12 protein-coding genes are annotated in these 16,124 nt (G+C 65.5%); 7 read left to right on the top strand and 5 right to left on the bottom strand.

Annotation, left to right across the window (positions count from 1 at the left end):
• Positions 1 to 46 precede the first annotated feature (46 nt).
• A complete protein-coding gene (locus DFR29_RS00415; RefSeq protein ID WP_133816580.1) occupies positions 47 to 2,080 on the bottom strand; it encodes a M13 family metallopeptidase in 2,034 nt (677 codons plus the stop codon).
• Positions 2,081 to 2,214: 134 nt separating this feature from the next.
• Here DFR29_RS00415 and DFR29_RS00410 point away from each other — a divergent pair, with 134 nt between their 5' ends.
• From DFR29_RS00410 to DFR29_RS00400, 3 genes are all read left to right on the top strand, one after another.
• Positions 2,215 to 3,594 (top strand): MBL fold metallo-hydrolase RNA specificity domain-containing protein, encoded by a 1,380-nt coding sequence (locus DFR29_RS00410; protein ID WP_133816579.1) that lies wholly within the window; start codon positions 2,215 to 2,217, stop codon positions 3,592 to 3,594.
• Positions 3,595 to 3,665: 71 nt separating this feature from the next.
• On the top strand, positions 3,666 to 4,412 hold the full coding sequence (locus DFR29_RS00405; protein WP_166653782.1) for a type 1 glutamine amidotransferase: 747 nt from the start codon (positions 3,666 to 3,668) through the stop codon (positions 4,410 to 4,412).
• A 58-nt stretch (positions 4,413 to 4,470) separates the two neighbouring features.
• The gene (locus DFR29_RS00400; protein ID WP_133816577.1) at positions 4,471 to 6,078 is read left to right on the top strand and encodes a flavin monoamine oxidase family protein; all 1,608 of its coding nucleotides are present in this window, start codon (positions 4,471 to 4,473) and stop codon (positions 6,076 to 6,078) included.
• A 202-nt stretch (positions 6,079 to 6,280) separates the two neighbouring features.
• Here the strand turns inward: DFR29_RS00400 and DFR29_RS00395 are convergent, their stop codons facing one another.
• From DFR29_RS00395 to DFR29_RS00380, 4 genes are read right to left on the bottom strand one after another with little or no spacing between them, the layout of a single operon-like run.
• Positions 6,281 to 7,639, bottom strand: a complete 1,359-nt coding sequence (locus DFR29_RS00395; protein WP_133816576.1) for a M1 family metallopeptidase — start codon at positions 7,637 to 7,639, stop codon at positions 6,281 to 6,283.
• Positions 7,636 to 8,352 carry an N-acetylmuramate alpha-1-phosphate uridylyltransferase MurU gene (gene murU / locus DFR29_RS00390; protein ID WP_133816575.1) on the bottom strand — a complete coding sequence of 239 codons (717 nt, stop codon included), beginning with the start codon at positions 8,350 to 8,352 and terminating at the stop codon, positions 7,636 to 7,638. The genes DFR29_RS00395 and murU overlap by 4 nt, the downstream gene beginning before the upstream one ends.
• Complete coding sequence (locus tag DFR29_RS00385; protein ID WP_133816574.1) at positions 8,349 to 9,356, bottom strand: aminoglycoside phosphotransferase family protein; 1,008 nt, start codon at positions 9,354 to 9,356, stop codon at positions 8,349 to 8,351. The genes murU and DFR29_RS00385 overlap by 4 nt, the downstream gene beginning before the upstream one ends.
• A gap of 13 nt (positions 9,357 to 9,369) precedes the next feature.
• The gene (locus DFR29_RS00380) at positions 9,370 to 11,631 is read right to left on the bottom strand and encodes a winged helix-turn-helix domain-containing protein (RefSeq protein ID WP_133816573.1); all 2,262 of its coding nucleotides are present in this window, start codon (positions 11,629 to 11,631) and stop codon (positions 9,370 to 9,372) included.
• Positions 11,632 to 11,752: 121 nt separating this feature from the next.
• Between DFR29_RS00380 and DFR29_RS00375 the strand changes: the two genes are divergently transcribed.
• From DFR29_RS00375 to DFR29_RS00360, 4 genes are all read left to right on the top strand, one after another.
• Complete coding sequence (locus DFR29_RS00375; RefSeq protein ID WP_133816572.1) at positions 11,753 to 13,138, top strand: Vgb family protein; 1,386 nt, start codon at positions 11,753 to 11,755, stop codon at positions 13,136 to 13,138.
• A gap of 209 nt (positions 13,139 to 13,347) precedes the next feature.
• Positions 13,348 to 13,797: an SUF system Fe-S cluster assembly regulator gene (locus DFR29_RS00370; RefSeq protein ID WP_133816571.1), complete on the top strand. Its 450-nt coding sequence runs from the start codon at positions 13,348 to 13,350 to the stop codon at positions 13,795 to 13,797.
• 19 nt (positions 13,798 to 13,816) lie between these two features.
• Positions 13,817 to 15,256 (top strand): Fe-S cluster assembly protein SufB, encoded by a 1,440-nt coding sequence (gene sufB, locus DFR29_RS00365; RefSeq protein ID WP_133816570.1) that lies wholly within the window; start codon positions 13,817 to 13,819, stop codon positions 15,254 to 15,256.
• Between the two features lie 63 nt (positions 15,257 to 15,319).
• Positions 15,320 to 16,114, top strand: coding sequence for a hypothetical protein (locus DFR29_RS00360; protein ID WP_133816569.1), 795 nt, complete (start codon positions 15,320 to 15,322; stop codon positions 16,112 to 16,114).
• Positions 16,115 to 16,124: the final 10 nt, after the last annotated feature.

The following is a 16,124-nucleotide window of genomic DNA, read 5'->3' as shown; positions in this document are numbered from 1 at the left end:
GGAAATGGGAAACGGTGGATTTTGTTGAATCGGCGGCGACAGGAAGTCACCAGATCTCGACGCGGCCCTCGGGCGGCCGCGCCATCGCGTCGCCGGCCTTGCACGAAAACGCCGTGGCAAAGTCGGGCAGGTTGGACACCGGTCCGAGCACCCGCCATTTCGCCGGCGCATGTTCGTTCGACTGCACTTGCAGGCGCAGCGCCTCGGGCCGCTGCGCCGTGCGCCAGGCCTGGGCGAAGGCGAGGAAGAAGCGCTGGTCTGCATCGAGGCCGTCGATCTTTTCCCCGGGCTTGCCGGCGCGCGCGATCTGCAGCGCGTCCCAGGCGACCTGCAGGCCGCCAAGGTCGGCGATATTCTCGCCCAGGGTCAGCTTGCCCTGGATATGCAGACCGTCCACGGCGACGTAGTCGTCGTACTGCTTGACCAGCTTGCCGGTGCGCGCCTCGAACTGCTTGCGGTCCTTTTCGCTCCACCAGTCGGCCAGGTTGCCCTTGGCGTCGAAGCGGCTGCCCTGGTCGTCGAAGCCATGCAGCATTTCATGGCCGATCACCGAGCCTATGCCGCCGTAGTTGACCGCGTCGTCCATCTTCGCGTCGAAATACGGCGGCAGCAGCTGTGCGGCAGGGAAGACGATTTCGTTCTGCAGCGGGTTGTAGTACGCATTCACTGTCTGCGGCGTCATTTCCCATTCGTTGCGGTCGACCGGCTTGCCGATCTTGGCGTAGCGGCGCTTTGCCTCGAAGGCCGATGCGGCCTGCGCGTTGGCGTAGTAGCTGCCGCGCTGGATTTTCAGCGTGGAATAGTCACGCCAGCGGTCCGGGTAGCCGATCTTGCTCACCAGGGTGTCGAGCTTGGCGTAGGCAGCCTGCTTGGTGGTCGCATCCATCCAGTCCAGTCTGCCGATGCGTATACGTAGCGCCTTTTTCAAGTTTTCCACCAGTTGCTCGGCACCGGCCTTGGCCGCGGGCGGAAAAACCTTGGCCACATACCTTTCGCCGACGGCCTCGCCGAGGGCATCGTTGGTCGCGTCGATCGCACGTTTCCAGCGCGGTTTCAGTACCTGTGCGCCGCGCAAGGTCTTGCTGTGGAAGTCGAACGACGCATCGACGAAGGCCTTGGACAGGTAGGGTGCTGCGCCATCGGCCAGGTGGAAGCGCAGATAGGCCTGCCATTGCTGCAGCGGCAGTTCGGTCAGCAAGGTGTCCACGGCCTGGAAGAACGCCGGCTGGGCCAGGGAAAAGCGGCGGATATCCGGCCGGCCCAGTGCCGCGAAATAGTCGCCCCAGGAAAAATGCGGAGTCTTCTTGTCGGCTTCGGCAACACTGTGAATATGGTAGAAATTGCTCGGATCGCGCAGCGCCAGCGCGTCCAGCGAATCTTTGGCCAGGCGTGTTTCCAGCGCCAGCACGCGTTCGGCATTGGCGGCGGCCTGGGTGTCGCCGCTCAGGGCGAGGACGGTGGCGATGTAGTCGCGATACTGCTTCAGCAGTGTCTTCGACTTTGCATCGTCGCGAAAATAATAGTCGCGGTCGGGCAGGCCGAGTCCGCCCTGGGTCGCATAGGCAATGACCTGGGTCGCATTCTTGAAGTCGGCCTCGGGGCCGAAGTCGAACAGCAGTTGGTCGCCGCGTGCATGCAGCTTGCGCAGCAGCGGCACTATCTCGGCGTTGCTCTTCAGCGCCGCAATCTCGGCGAGGTCGGCGGCCAGCGGCGTCAGCCCGGCTTTTTCGATTGCCGCTTCGTCCATCGCGCTGGCGAAGAAGTCGCCGATCTTCTGCTGATTGCTGCCAGCCGGTTCGGGCTTGGCCGCAGCGGTTTGCAGCAGTGCCAGCAGCACGTCTTCGTTGCGCTGCTGGATTTCGTTGTCGAGGCTCCACTGGCTGTATTCCGGCGGAATCGGATTGCCCGCCAGCCAGGCACCGTTGGCGTACTGGAAGAAATCGCTGCAGGCGCTGGTTTTTTCGTCGAAGTTGCGCCGGTCCAGGCCGTGCTCGTTGGTATGGGCGGCGGCCGGCACGGCGAGCGCGGCGGTAATCGCCAGTGCCGCCAGGCGCGGGCGGAAAAACGGGCGGATATTCATGGGCAGTCTCGGCAGCTCGACACGGCAGGCTAGGCGCGGAACTGTCCAGTTTACAGTGTCAAAGGTTTGGTCGCCGCGCGGCCGGCGTGGGCATTTGGCACAATCGGCCGCACCCGTGCAGCGAGGATGTGGCCATGCAAGTGCAATTTTGCGGCGCCAACGGCGAAGTGACCGGTTCCAGCCATCTGCTTACGATCGGTGCGCGGCATATCCTGCTCGACTGCGGCATGATCCAGGGCGACGAGGAAATCGAACGGCGCAATGCCGAACCGTTTCCGTTCGATCCGCAGCGGCTGGATGCGCTGATCCTCAGCCACGCGCATATCGACCATATCGGCCGCGTGCCGCTGCTGGTCAAGCGCGGCTTCCGCGGCCCCATCTACGCCCAGGCGGCGACGGCCGATCTCAGCCGCATCATGCTCGAAGATTCGGCGGCCATCGCCGAGAGCGATATTGTGCGTGACAACCTCAAACGCCTGCAGCAGGGGCTCAAGCCCGAGCAGCCTTTGTATACGCGCAAGGACGCGCAGGCCGCGCTGGAGCAGGTCCGGCCGCTCGCGTACGACACGGCATTGGAGATTTTTCCGCAGGTATACCTGCGCCTGCGCGATGCGGGCCATATCCTCGGTTCGTCCGTGGTGGAGATCTGGCAGGACAAGGGCAGCAAGCTGGTGTTCTCCGGCGACATAGGCCCCCGCGGCACGCCGATACTGCGCGATCCGGCCGCGATCGACGGCGCCGACGCGGTACTGATGGAAAGCACTTACGGCAACCGCCTGCATCGTTCGCGCAGCGATACCGTGGCCGAACTCGGCGGCATCTTCGCCGCGGCGCGCAACAGCGGCGGCAACGTGGTCATTCCCGCCTTTGCGGTAGGACGCAGCCAGGAACTGCTGTACTGGATGGCCGAGCATTTCGATGACTGGCAGCTGGGCGATTTCCGCATCTTTCTCGACAGCCCCATGGCCGGCAAGGTGCTGGCGGTATACGAGCGCCACGAGGAACTGTTCGACACGCAAGCCCGCGCATTGTGGGCGCGCCGGCCGCATCCGCTGCGCCTGCCCAACCTGCAGGTGACCGAGTCGGTGGCCGAATCGCAGGCGATCAACCAGCACCGCGGCGGTGCCATCATCATTGCCGGTTCCGGCATGTGCAACGGCGGCCGCATCCGCCATCACCTGCGCCATCACCTGGGCCGGCACGACGCGCATATCGTGTTCGTCGGCTATCAGGCCCAGGGCACGCTGGGGCGGCTGCTGGTCGATGGTGTCAAGCGCGTAAAGCTGTTCGGCGACACCATCGACGTGCACGCGCACCGGCATACCGTAGGCGGCCTGTCGGCGCACGCGGACCAGGCCGGCCTGCTCGACTGGTACGCGGCCATAGGCACGCGTGCGCCGGTATACCTGGTACACGGCGAGGACATCGCGCGCGAAGCCTTGGCAGAAAAGCTGCGCACGCATTTCCGCTGCCGCGTTGAGCTGAGCATGCCCGGCATGCAGGTACTGGTATAGCGAGGCGGAATATGCGCCTCGTGCGGCGCAGGCCTGGGTTACAGTGGCCTGCCCGCCGTCATCGCCGAACCATGTCCCGATTACTCGTCTTCCAGCATGTTGCAGCCGAGCCGCTGGGCACGCTGGACCGCCTGATCCGCCAGCGTGGCCACCGCATCAAGTTCGTCAATTTCGAGCGTCACGCCGAGGCCAGTCCCTGTGTGGACCGCTACCGAGGACTGGTCGTGCTGGGCGGCCCGATGAACGTCGAAGACCGCGCCCATCGCGCCCACCTGCTGACCGAGATGCATGCGATCGAAGCCGCTTTGCACCAGGGCAAGCCCGTACTGGGCATCTGCCTGGGGGCGCAGCTGCTGGCGCATGTGCTGGGCGCGCCGATACGCCGTCAGCGCGACGCCGAGATCGGCTGGTACGAGGTGAATACCACGGCGCAGGGCCAGGCCGACCCGGTGCTTGCGCCGCTGGGCACGGCGGCGCCGCTGTTCCAATGGCACAATTACACCTTTGAAATACCGCGCGATGCCGCACATCTGGCGCACAGCGACAGCTGCGCCAACCAGGCCTTCCGCTACGGCAGCAATGCCTATGGTTTCCAGTTTCACCTGGAAGCGAATCAGGCCCTGATCGAGCGCTGGCTGGCCACGCCGGCGTATCGCGAGGAACTCTGCGCCGCCGGCCTGGCCCAGGACGCCGACGCCATCCATGCGCGCACCCTGGCCGAAGTCGCGGCAATGGAGCAGCGTGCCGAGCAGGTATTCGGCGAATTCCTTGACTTGGTCGGGCGGCCGCTGCGGCGTATCAGCCTCGGTTCGCGCTGAATCGCCACGGCGGGCGCGAATAAGGTATACATCGGCCACTCTGGGAAGGGGGCTTCGCATGACTCGCACACCGTTGGCGCGCCTGCTGGCGCGCGCCTATGCCATCGCCCGCAGCGCCGCCCATCGTGGCGTTGCGCTGGATGAAGTTCTGCAGCAGGCCGACGAACGGCGCGCGGCGCGACGGCGATTCCTGCAGCAGGGCGCGCTGGCGGCGTCGGCGCTGGCAGTGGGCGCGTGTACGCCGCTGCCGCAACGGCGCGAGGGCGGCGACCCCGTGGTCGTCATCGGCGCCGGCATCGCTGGTCTCAGCGCTGCCTGGCAGCTGCGCCGGGCGCACAGGGACGTACGCGTGTTCGAGGCACAGAACCGCGTCGGCGGACGCATCTACAGCCTGCGCGATCATTTCGCCGACCAGCAGGTGTGCGAGCTGGGCGGCGAGCTGATCGACAGCGGTCACGAGCGCATGCACCGGCTGGTGGCCGAGCTGGGCCTGCACCTGGACGACCTGATCGGCACCGAGACACCGGGCCTGAGTGATTCCTGGTATTTCGGCGGCGCGGCGCGCAGCGAGCACGAGATCCTGCAGGCTTTCGTCCCCGTAGCCGCGGCCATTGCACGTGACCAGGCTGTGATCGGCGACGGCGAGATCGATTCGTCCAGCAGCGCGGCGATCAGGTCGCTGGACCGCCTTTCGCTACGCGACTGGTTCGCGCAGAACGGCGCCGACGGCTGGCTCGGCGAATTGCTCGACGTGGCCTATACCACCGAAATGGGTCTGGAATGCGCCGAGCAGTCGGCACTGAACCTGCTCACCTTCATTGAACCGGATACGGAAAAATTCAAACTGTTCGGCGACAGCGACGAGCGCTATCACGTGACTGGCGGCAACGACCGCGTGACAACCGCGCTGGGCGAAAAGCTTGGCACCGCCGTGGAAACCGGCTGCGTGCTGGAAGCGCTGCGCCAGTCCGCCACGGGGCGCTATACGCTGTCGCTGCGCCGTGGCAACGCGAGTTTCGAAGTGCAGGCGACGCAGGTGATTCTGGCGATTCCGTTCACCACCTTGCGCGAGGTGAAGCTGGATCTCGACCTGCCGGCGCCCAAGCGCGAAGCGATAGCGCGCCTGCGCTACGGCACCAATGCCAAGCTGATGATCGGCTACGAGCGGCGTGTCTGGCGCGAAGGGCCGCGCAGCAACGGCAGCCTGATGTGCGACCTGGGCCCGCAGACCACCTGGGAAACCAGCCGGCGCCAGGCCGGCGCGGCTGGCATCCTGACCAATTTCACCGGCGGCCAGCATGGCGTGGACATCGGCAGCGGCACGCCGAAACAGCAGGCCGACCAGGCCACGGCACAGCTGGAAGCCGCATTCCCCGGCCTGCTCGCCAGCCGCGGCACTGCGCGCGAGGCGCGCTTCCACTGGCCGAGTTTCCGCTGGACCCAGGGCAGCTATGCCTGCTTCGCTCCCGGCGACTGGACGACGATTCGCGAACATATCGCACCGAATAGTGGAAACCTGTACTTTGCCGGCGAACACTGTTCGCCCGACAACCAGGGCTTCATGGAAGGCGGACTGGAGTCGGGCGAAGCGGTGGCGGCGCAGATTCTCGGCCGGCAGAATGCGGCGGCGATGCCGTTGCGACGGCGTCTGCTCGGCGTGGCCTGAGCGCCGCATCGGCTATCTCTCGGACCCGTCGCGCAGCACGCTTCCGACGCAAGCACTGCCTGCTTCGTAGGGTACGATGAGCGCAGCGAATTGCACCATCGCAGACTTCACATGCGCGGTACGGCAGGGATTGTGCGGCGCCATTCGCTGCGCTCATTACGCCCTACGAGTGCGGCACCGATGCTAGGCGCACCCGCTTGCGTCACCGCGGGCCGTAGATCGCTGCATTGATAAAGCCGGAGTGTTCGGCCGGCGCGACCGCACGCATTGCCGCGACGAAGTCGGCGCTGTCGACTGCCGTGCCGAAATGTTTTTTCGTATACAACGCGATGCCGCGCCAGAACGCGTCCTCGCCCAGGTGCTCGCGCAGCTGGTGGAGGAAATAGGCGCCTTTCTGGTAGACCACGGCACGATCGTCCGCCGACGGCTGGTTCCAGTCGGCAAAGTGCAGCGGCTTGTCCTTGCCTGCGGCGACGAGTTCGTCCACGCGCTTGCGCCAGCCTTCCACCTGGCGCAGATAGGCTTCGCGGCCGAAGCGATGTTCCAGGTAGGTCGCTGCCATGAAGGTGGCAAAGCCTTCGTTGAGCCAGAAGTCGGTCCAGTCGCGGCAAGTGACTTCGTTGCCCCACCACTGGTGGGCGGCTTCATGGGCGATCAGTCCGACGGACTCGGGTTGTTCCAGTACGCGGCGGCCGTAAGCATCGGAATACAGGGCCAGACCAGCCAGTTCCTGGCCGATGGTCTCGCTGACCAGTGCCTGGGAGTATTCGCGGTACGGGTAGGCGACGCCGGCGCGGCGGGCGAAATAGGCCAGCATGTCGCTGCTGTCGGCGAATACGCGGCGCAGTTCTTCCTGGCCAAGGCTGGCGCTGTAGGCGTTGAAGAATAGCGTGTCGTCGTACCACTGCGCGGAGTCGAATTTGCCGGCGACGAAGCCCATCACATAGGCCGGGATCGGCCGCGTCTGGCGCCAGTGGAATATCTGCCGCCCGCTGTCGAGATTTTCGCTCGAAACCAGCTCGCCACTGGCGGCGGCGCCGAAATCGCCGGGCAGGATGACACGCAGGTCGAAGCCCGCACGTTCGCCGGGCCGGGCAATGCCGGGTACCCATTGCTGCGTGGAAAAAATCGTATACAACTGCGCCTGGTCGGCGGGAAACTGCAGGCCGAAGCGCGGTTTGCCGTGGTAGCGCAGCTCGATGTCGAGCAGTTCGCCGCGCTGGCGCGGCCGCGGCAGCATGACCTGCAGCTGCTTGCCGGCGGCCAGCGTCGTCACCGCTTCGCCGTCCAGCCTTGCGGCATCGATCGCCAGCCCGTCGCTGTCGAGCAGCAGGTGATCGGCAACGTCGGCCTGCAGGCGCAGGCGCAATACCACCCTGCCGCGCACCGTGGCCGTGGCCAGGTCGGGTTGCAGCTGGATGTCGTAATGCAGCAGGTCGATGGGATTGACGGTGTCCGCCGGCGTGCTGCTGGCGACAGCGGCGGGCGGATTTTGCGGTGAGCAGGCGGCGAGCGCGCTGCAGAGCAGTGCGACGGAGCAGTAGCGGCGGTGCGTGTTCATGTGCCGGCTTTCAGCGTCGTATCGAGTTCAGCCAGGCGTTGCGGTGTGCCCACGTCGATCCAGCTGCCACGATGGTGCAGACCGGCGACGCGGCCCTGGGCGATCGCCTTGTACAGCAGCGGCGCCAGCTTGAAGCGTGGCGGCTGCGCCTGCGCGCCGGCGCTGTCGCCGATGGTTTCGCGCCAGCCGTCGAGCAGGGCCGGGCGGTACAGGCCGATGCCGGCGAAGGTCAGGCTTTGCGTCGCGCTGCTGCTTTCGCTGTGCAGGCGTCCGGCGGCAAAGTGGAAATCGCCGCGTAGGTGGTGATCGGGATTGTCGACCAGCACCAGCGTAGCCAGGTCGTTCGCATCCAGGTGCAATTGCGACAGATCCATATCGCAAAAAATATCGCCGTTGACGGCGAGGAACGGCGTGTCCTCGCCAAGCAGCGCCAGCGCGCGGTACATGCCGCCGCCGGTTTCCAGCGGTTCGGCGCCTTCTTCGCTGTAGTGCAGGCGCAGGCCCCAGCGGGTGCCGTCGCCCAGGGCGGCCGGAAACTGCGCGGCCAGCCACGAGGTATTGATCACCACGTTGTTCACGCCCAGGGCGGCCAGCCGTTCCAGATGGCGTTCGATCAGGCGCTTGCCGCCGGCGTACAGCAGCGGCTTGGGCGTGTGTTCGGTCAGTGGGCGCATGCGCTCGCCCTTGCCGGCGGCGAAAATCAGCGCCTTCATGCGGACAGCCCGGCCGCGCGCTGCTGGCGCAGGTCGATGCCGGCGGTTGCGCGGCGGAGCAGGGCGGCGAAGTCGGCCAGCTCTGCATACGCCGCCGACACTTCAAGTACGTAGTGCAATACCAGCGGCAGATCGTCGAGGTACTGCGGCTTGCTGTCGCGATAGCACAGGCGGCAGAACAGCCCCAGCACCTTGATGTGCCGCTGCAGGCCGGTGTAGTCGAACCAGCGGCGGAACTGTGCCGCATCGGCCGTGGTGAGCCCGGCGGCGACCACGCGCTGGCGATAGTCTTCGCGCCAGCCGTCGACCTGCGCCGGCGGCCAGGCGATGTAGCAGTCGCGCAGCAGCGAGGCCAGGTCGTAGGTGAGCGGGCCGTACAGCGCGCCCTGGAAATCGATGATGCCGGGCGAATGCCGCGTCGTGATCATCAGGTTGCGGCTGTGGAAGTCGCGGTGCACGAACACCTGGGGCTGTTCGGCCAGCACATCGAGGATGCGGCGGAAGGCGAGTTCCAGCACGTCCCAGCCGGTGCAGTCCAGCGTTTGACCGAGATGACGCTGCAGCAGCCACTCGGGCAGGTATTCCAGCTCCAGAGTAAATCGCGCGGCGGAATAGGCTTCGATGTCGTCACCGCGCACGCGCGTCTGCATCTGCAGCAGCGCTGCCAGCGCATCGGCATACAGCGCATCGACGCTGTGCGCATTCAGTTCGGCCAGCAGGGGGCGCGTACCCAGGTCTTCGATCAGCAGCAGGCCTTGTTCCAGATCGGCGGCCTGGACGCGCGGCACATGCAGGCCGGCACCCGCCAGGCGCTGGCCCATGTCCAGCCAGGGCTGTAAGGGTTCCTTGTCGGTTGGCGAGTCCATCACGATCAGGCTTTCGCTGCCGCGCTGCACGCGCCAGTAGCTGCGGAAACTCGCATCGTTGGAGGCAGGCCGCAGGCTGGCCGGGTCGGCCGCATGGGCGGCGGCGAACGCGCGCAAGGCTTCGAGTCGGGAATTCATGGGGCTGTCGTGTTCAGTGCGTTGCAGCTGCGGGGCCGGCGGGCGCGCGCGTCTCGCCCAGATACAGGTCGATCACGACGCGGTCGTTGCGCGCATACACCAGCCAGCGTCCGTCGGGGCTGAGGTCTACTGCTGGCGCGAAGGTAGTGGGTGCATCGGCGAGCAGTTCGACGATGCGGCCGCTGGCGATGTCGTAGCGCTGCAGATGGCGCTTGCCGTCGCTGTCGCGGGCGACAAACAGCAGTGCACCGTTGCGCAGTACCGCGTAGGTGTTGTCGGGCATGGCGCCGGAGAGTTCGGCCTTGTCCAGGATGACGCGGCAGCTCTTGCCGTCCAGGTTGCACAGGCGCAGGCCGGCTTCGGTGGCCACGTCGACGACGAGGTGCTGCTCGTCGAGGGTGAAGTTTTCCACATTGGCGTCGAGGACCAGGCGCGCACCGCTGCCGTCGGCGGCGGCGCGCCAGAGCTGGTCGCGCTCGTTGCCGCGGCGCAGGAAGTAGATCGCGCTGCCGTCGCTGCTGTACTGGCCGTAACGCGCATCAGTGCCCAGTCCTGGCACCGGCTCGGCCCGGTGCGCGGCCAGGTCGTACAGGAACATGGCGCTATGCTCGCTGCTGCAGGCATAGGGCAGGCATTCGGTGCCGTTGCTGCGATTGAGGATCGCCGTGACCAGCAGGCGGTCGCCGTTCGGATGCCAGCTTGGCCGCACCCAGCGCTGGCCCGGGTCCAGCGCCAGCCGCTGCACGCCGCTGCCGTCCGGCTGGGCCAGGTACAGCGCTTCCAGGCCGTCGCGGTTGGAGGCAAAAGCCAGCCGGCTCGCATCCGGCGCAAAGAATGGCTGGTTGTTGTAGCGCTGCGACTGGGTGATCGGCTGCGGCGCGGCGTGTGGATCGCGCAGGTCGGCGCGCCAGAGATTGGCCTGGTAGTCGGCCACTTCGTAAAGCAGTGCGCCGTCACCGGCGACATCGGGATAGCGCGCGCCGCGCGCGCCGAGGAATTCCAGTGCGCCGGTGGCTGAGTCGGCCCGGTACAGCGCGCGATAGCCGAACAGGTCGCCGGCCAGTATCACGGCGGTATCGCCGGGCAGCCAGGCAGCCCCGTACAGCAGGCCGCTTGCGTCGACCAGCATGCGCGCCCGTGCCGGCGCCGACAGCGGCAACAGCCACAGACGCTGCTGGCTGTGCTGGCCGCGCGTGAAGACCAACTGGCTGCCGTCGCTGGAAAAACGCGGGTTCTGGTCGGTCAGGGCCAGATCGCCGGGATCGGTCAATGTGCTGACCTTGCCGCTGGCACGTTCCAGCAGGGCCAGGCCGGTACGGCCGGGGCCGACGCTCTGGGCGAACACGACCTGGCGTCCGTCGGGCGACACATCGATGCGGCTGGTCGTCGGCGGCGGCGCGCAGCTGCCGATCAGGCGCGACTGGCTGGCGATGACTTTCTGTTCGCGCAGCTCGCAGCTGTTGGCGGTGTAGCGCAGGAAGATCACGCTGCTGTCGCCGTCGACGAATACGGGCGACATGTCCCAGGCGGTGCCTTCGCTGAGGACGCGCCGGGTCTGGCTGTCGCGCGAGCCGATCCAGATATGCGCACGGCCCAGTTCCGGATCGGACGCCGACCAGGCTATCCAGTGGCCGTCGCGGGAAAAGCGTGCACTCTGGTCGAAGCCGGGTTCCAGCGCGAACGGCCGGGCGCGATCGACGCGGCCGCGCAGGTCGGCGGCGGCGTGATCGGCGCCGGGCGGCTGCGGCAGGGTCAGCGCGAGCAAGGCGACCAGGGCGACAACGACGCCGCCGACGATCAGGCTGGTGGTGAAAGTGCGCCGCTGCAGGCGCGGATCGGTACGCGGCAGACCGCTCGCGTCCAGCCCCGGGTCGCTGCCGGCTGCCTTGGCGGATATCGGCGATGTTGCGGAAACTGCGGGCGCGGCATCGCTCTGCGGCAGGGTAATCAGCCGGTAGCCCAGCTTGGGCACGGTCTCGATATAGCGCGGCGAGCGCGGGTCGTCGGCCAGCAGCTGGCGCAGCTCGGCCATGGCGCGGGACAGGGCTTCGTCATTGACGTAGCGGCCTTCCCAGACGTCTTCCAGCAGTTGTTCGCGGCGTACCACCTGGCCCGCTTCGCGCGCCAGGCGCAGCAGCAATTGCATCTGTCGTGGCTGCAGGCGTACGCGGCCGGCAGCGGCGATGAGTTCGTGATTGGGCGCATCGACCAGCCATTCGCCCAGGCGGAAGCGCAGGGGCACGGCGTCGGGAGTGGAGTTTGCGCCGCCAATCATGCGTAAGCGACTGATTGCAAAGGGCCGCGGTTTTGCGCACAGCTGGCGAAGGTGTTGCGCAGGACGCCGCCGCGCGCCCGTCGCCACGCTGCAGCCTCACCGTAGTGCGAGGAGCATCGATATGAGCAACACAGGCAATGGGCTGGGGCGTTGGGCGGTCCTGATTTCACTGTTTCTCTTCCTTTCGTGCGCACAGGCACAGGACTGCAAGGGCGTCCGTGTCCTGGTCAGTGGCTATTACAGCAATGTGCATGTCTATGATGCCTGCACCGGGCAATTCCTGCGCAATCTGGACGACAGCGGCCGTATCCAGGGCGCCCAGGCCGTCAAGGCCGGGCCGGACGGCAAGCTGTGGGTGGTCAGCGAGGGCGCCGGCACGATACTGCGCTACGACCTGAAGACGCTGGCGTTTTCCGACACCTTCGCCAGCGTCGGCGCGCCGTTCGGCGTGACCGGCCTGGCCTTTACGAACGACGGAGACGTGTATCTGGGCAGCTATTCGACCAGTGCGCTGCGCCGCTACAGCATCGCCACAGGCGCCAGCGAAAACATGCCGCTGGCCGGGCTCAGCCTGCTCAAGGGGCCGGACAACGGCCTGATCTACGCACCGCAGGGCGAACTGCTGATTCCCGGCTACGACAGCAACAATGTCGTGGGTTTCAATCTGGCCACGCGCAGCTACCGGCAACTGGTCGCGCCGCGTGCCGACGGCCTGCGCGCCACCCGCGGCCTGCTGCTGTCGCTGGACGCGACCAAGCTGTATGTGACGGGCGAGCGGTCCAACCAGATCCTGCGCTACAACTATCCCAGCGGCACCCTGGACAAGGTGATCAGCACCAGCATCAACACGCCGACGGGCATTGCCTGGTTCGACCCCACCACCTTGCTGGTCGCCGGCAGCGGCAGCATGGGGTCGGGCGTGCTCAAGATCGATGCGGAAACCGGCGAGGAGAAGTCGCTGTTCATTCGGGTAGGGGCTGGCGGCCTGTCCGGCCCGACCTATATCGCCGTCGTGCTGTCGGGGCTGGACCCGGACCCGCAGCCCAATGCCCGCGTGCTCGGCTCGCAGTACTGGGTGACTGCGCTGGGCCGCCTGTCCGGCACAACAGTGGACATGGAGGCGCATACCGCAGTCGGTGGCAGTTTCGGCGAGGATTTCGATCCCAGCTTTGTGACCAAGCCGCGCTGGGGCTCGATTTCGCTGAACTTCCTCAGTTGCACCGAAGCGGAAATGCGCTGGACCTCGACGGGTGAGGATTCCGGCAATTTCGGCAGCGGCGGCTACCGCATCCAGCGCAATCTGAGCAACCCGCAAGTCGCTGCCTGCCAGCGCACCGGCATCGCCGGCACGCCGGACAGCAGCTGGCTGCAAGGCGCCTGGTATGGCGGGCCCAGCCGTGACGGCGAAGGCTTCGTGCTGGATACCGACGGCAATGGTCTGGTTTTCCTGACCTGGTTCACCTATCGGCCGTTTCAGCAGCAATTGCCGGACGGCGGCTCGCCTTGAGCGCGGTCGGCCTGGTGCTGCCGGGCCGGGCCATTCGCGCAGTCGATTGATAACTTAGACGCCCGGCCGCCAGGCCCGGCGTTTTCCGTTGCCGGCAATGGCGCCAGGCTTGCGTCTTGGCCGTGGCCTGCCTATGCCGCACAGGGCGAATTGACCCGCCTGGCCGCAAAACCGTACCATTTCGGTACGCTTTCCCTCCGGCCCCCTTCATGCTTCGCGTCAGCAAGCTTACCGACTATGCCACCGTGGTGATGACTGTCCTTGCCGAGGCCGGCAACGACGTGCTCAGCGCCCAGGTACTGGCTGAGCGGGCCAGGCTGGAAATCCCCACGGTGTCCAAGCTGCTCAAGCAACTCGGACATGCCGGCCTGGTCGAGTCGTTCCGCGGCGTTAACGGCGGCTACCGCATTGGCCGTGCTCCGGAATCCATCTCGGTGGCCGAGATCGTGGTGGCGATGGAAGGGCCGATCGGCATGACCGAATGCAGCGTGACCAGCGGCCTTTGCGGCCACGAACACCATTGTGGCGTGCGCGGCAACTGGCAACGCATCAACCAGGCCATTGCCGACGCGCTGGCCAGTGTCAGCCTCGCCGATATGATGAAACCGCCAGGGCCCAAGCGCCCTGTGCCGACGCCGTTGCGCGTCGCCCTGGCATGAAGAACTACTAGGCAGCCTAATGGCAACCGAACGCACAGACATCGACAACGCGCTGAACCGGCGCTACGAAGCCGGTTTCGTCACCGACATCGAAACCGAATACCTGCCGCCAGGTCTGTCGGAAGACATCATCCGCCAGCTCTCGGCCAAGAAGAACGAACCGGAGTGGATGACCGACTGGCGCCTCAAGGCCTATCGCCACTGGCTGACCATGCCGGTGCCGCATTGGGCCAAGCTGAAAATCAGTCCCATCGATTTCCAGTCCGTCAGCTACTACGCCGCGCCCAAGGCCAGGCCCAAGTCGCTCGACGAAGTCGATCCCAAGCTGCTGGAAACCTACGAAAAGCTCGGCGTGCCGCTGCACGAGCGCGCCAAGCTCGCCGGTATCGCCGTCGATGCGGTATTCGATTCGGTCTCGGTCGGCACCACCTTCCGCAAGGAGCTGGCCGAGGCCGGCGTGATTTTCTGTTCCATGTCCGAAGCCATCCATAACCATCCGGACCTGGTGCGGCAATATCTCGGCACGGTCGTACCGGTGGCGGACAACTATTTCGCTGCATTGAATTGCGCGGTGTTTTCCGACGGTTCCTTCGTGTTCATTCCCAAGGGCGTGCGCTGCCCCATGGAGCTGAGCACGTATTTCCGCATCAACGCGATGAACACCGGCCAGTTCGAACGCACCCTGATCGTGGCCGAGGAAGGCAGCTACGTCAGTTATCTGGAAGGCTGCACCGCGCCGCAGCGCGACGAGAACCAGCTGCACGCGGCGGTGGTGGAACTGGTCGCGCTGGACGATGCGCAGATCAAGTATTCCACCGTGCAGAACTGGTATCCCGGCGACGAGAACGGCGTCGGCGGCATCTACAACTTCGTGACCAAGCGCGGCGACTGCCGCGGTGCGCGTTCGAAGATTTCCTGGACCCAGGTCGAAACCGGTTCCGCCATCACCTGGAAATACCCCAGCTGCGTATTGCGCGGCGACGATTCCACCGGCGAGTTCTATTCGGTCGCGCTGACCCATCACGCGCAGCAGGCCGACACCGGCACCAAGATGATCCACATCGGCAAGAACACCAAGTCGAAGATCATCGCCAAGGGCATCAGCGCCGGACGCGGCCAGAACAGCTATCGCGGTCTGGTAAAAGTAGAAAAAAGTGCAGAAGGCGCGCGCAACTACACCCAGTGCGATTCGCTGCTGATCGGCAAGAAATGCGGCGCGCACACCTTCCCCTATATCGAGGTCAAGCACCCCAGCGCGATCGTCGAGCACGAGGCCACCACCTCGAAGATCTCCGACGACCAGCTGTTCTACTGCCGTTCCCGCGGCCTGGGCGAGGAAGACGCGGTATCGATGATCGTCGACGGCTTCTGCAAGCAGGTCTTCAAGGAGCTGCCGATGGAATTTGCTGTCGAGGCAAAGAAGCTGCTGGAAGTGTCGCTGGAAGGCGCGGTGGGCTGACCGGGGCCTTTTCCGGCTGTCCTGCGTTGCGTTCGTCCGAATCGAACAACCGGGGGGAATATCTTGTTCATTTTCTGGGGTACCAAGCGTGTACAGAAGAGGCTCGGCTATGTGGCCGATTTTTGCCCTCTGTGCCGTAGTCCGCGGGCTTTTCGCCTGAGTCGTATCGGCATGGCCGGTCATGTCTATGGAGTTTCCGTCGGCGGTGGCAAATTGGCTGGATTCGAACGTTTCTGCCTGACCTGTAAGACCGTGCTCGGTGCCGAACACGAAGCCTACAGCAACATCGCCAAGGACTATCCGCTGGAGCGGGTGCCAGAATCGAACCAGATCAGTCATTTGATTCGCGCAACTAATCCCGAATTGGCCGAGCGCTATGCGCGCCGTCTCGAATTGGAACAGGATCTCAGGCGTGGCAATGCTGTGATCGACACGGCTACTCGCAAGCACCTGATCAAGGAACCTTTCCTGATCCTCGCGCCTGCTGTCGAACGGGCTTTCGAATCTACCCATATCGATCTGCCGCTGCTGTTGACCATCGCGGCCGCCATCGCCGTACCTATCGGCGCTTTCTGGCTGTTCGACCTGTTCCTGGTCGGCGATGCCAAGGAATTGATGCCTATGTTTCTCGCCGCCATTGGTCTAGCTTCCTTCGTTGCCGTGCTGGTGCAGGGGCATCTGGCCAAGAACCGGTTCCTGCGTCGCCATTTCTATCCGAAGCTGGCTCAGGCGCTGGTGCCGTTGCGACCGCAGCCGGCGGAGTTGGCGATGGTGCTGAGCGAGCTCCGCCAACTGGGATTTGCTCTGGGCAAGCGCACCAATCCTGCCGCACTCGAACCGCTATTGCGTCCGGCATGAACAGCCGGGC

It is taken from the genome of Tahibacter aquaticus (genome assembly GCF_004363655.1).
Classification (GTDB): Bacteria; Pseudomonadota; Gammaproteobacteria; order Xanthomonadales; family Rhodanobacteraceae; genus Tahibacter; species Tahibacter aquaticus.
This window is presented reverse-complemented; position numbering and strand designations above follow the sequence as displayed.

What these genes read in the sequence shown, in the direction of transcription:
- DFR29_RS00400 (WP_133816577.1), top strand. Translation starts at nt 4,471, where the DNA reads ATGACTCGCACACCGTTGGCGCGCCTGCTGGCGCGCGCCTATGCCATC.
- DFR29_RS00405 (WP_166653782.1), top strand. Translation starts at nt 3,666, where the DNA reads ATGTCCCGATTACTCGTCTTCCAGCATGTTGCAGCCGAGCCGCTGGGC.
- DFR29_RS00385 (WP_133816574.1), bottom strand. Translation starts at nt 9,356, where the DNA reads ATGAATTCCCGACTCGAAGCCTTGCGCGCGTTCGCCGCCGCCCATGCG.
- DFR29_RS00395 (WP_133816576.1), bottom strand. Translation starts at nt 7,639, where the DNA reads ATGAACACGCACCGCCGCTACTGCTCCGTCGCACTGCTCTGCAGCGCG.
- DFR29_RS00375 (WP_133816572.1), top strand. Translation starts at nt 11,753, where the DNA reads ATGAGCAACACAGGCAATGGGCTGGGGCGTTGGGCGGTCCTGATTTCA.
- DFR29_RS00370 (WP_133816571.1), top strand. Translation starts at nt 13,348, where the DNA reads ATGCTTCGCGTCAGCAAGCTTACCGACTATGCCACCGTGGTGATGACT.
- murU (WP_133816575.1), bottom strand. Translation starts at nt 8,352, where the DNA reads ATGAAGGCGCTGATTTTCGCCGCCGGCAAGGGCGAGCGCATGCGCCCA.
- sufB (WP_133816570.1), top strand. Translation starts at nt 13,817, where the DNA reads ATGGCAACCGAACGCACAGACATCGACAACGCGCTGAACCGGCGCTAC.
- DFR29_RS00410 (WP_133816579.1), top strand. Translation starts at nt 2,215, where the DNA reads ATGCAAGTGCAATTTTGCGGCGCCAACGGCGAAGTGACCGGTTCCAGC.
- DFR29_RS00415 (WP_133816580.1), bottom strand. Translation starts at nt 2,080, where the DNA reads ATGAATATCCGCCCGTTTTTCCGCCCGCGCCTGGCGGCACTGGCGATT.
- DFR29_RS00380 (WP_133816573.1), bottom strand. Translation starts at nt 11,631, where the DNA reads ATGATTGGCGGCGCAAACTCCACTCCCGACGCCGTGCCCCTGCGCTTC.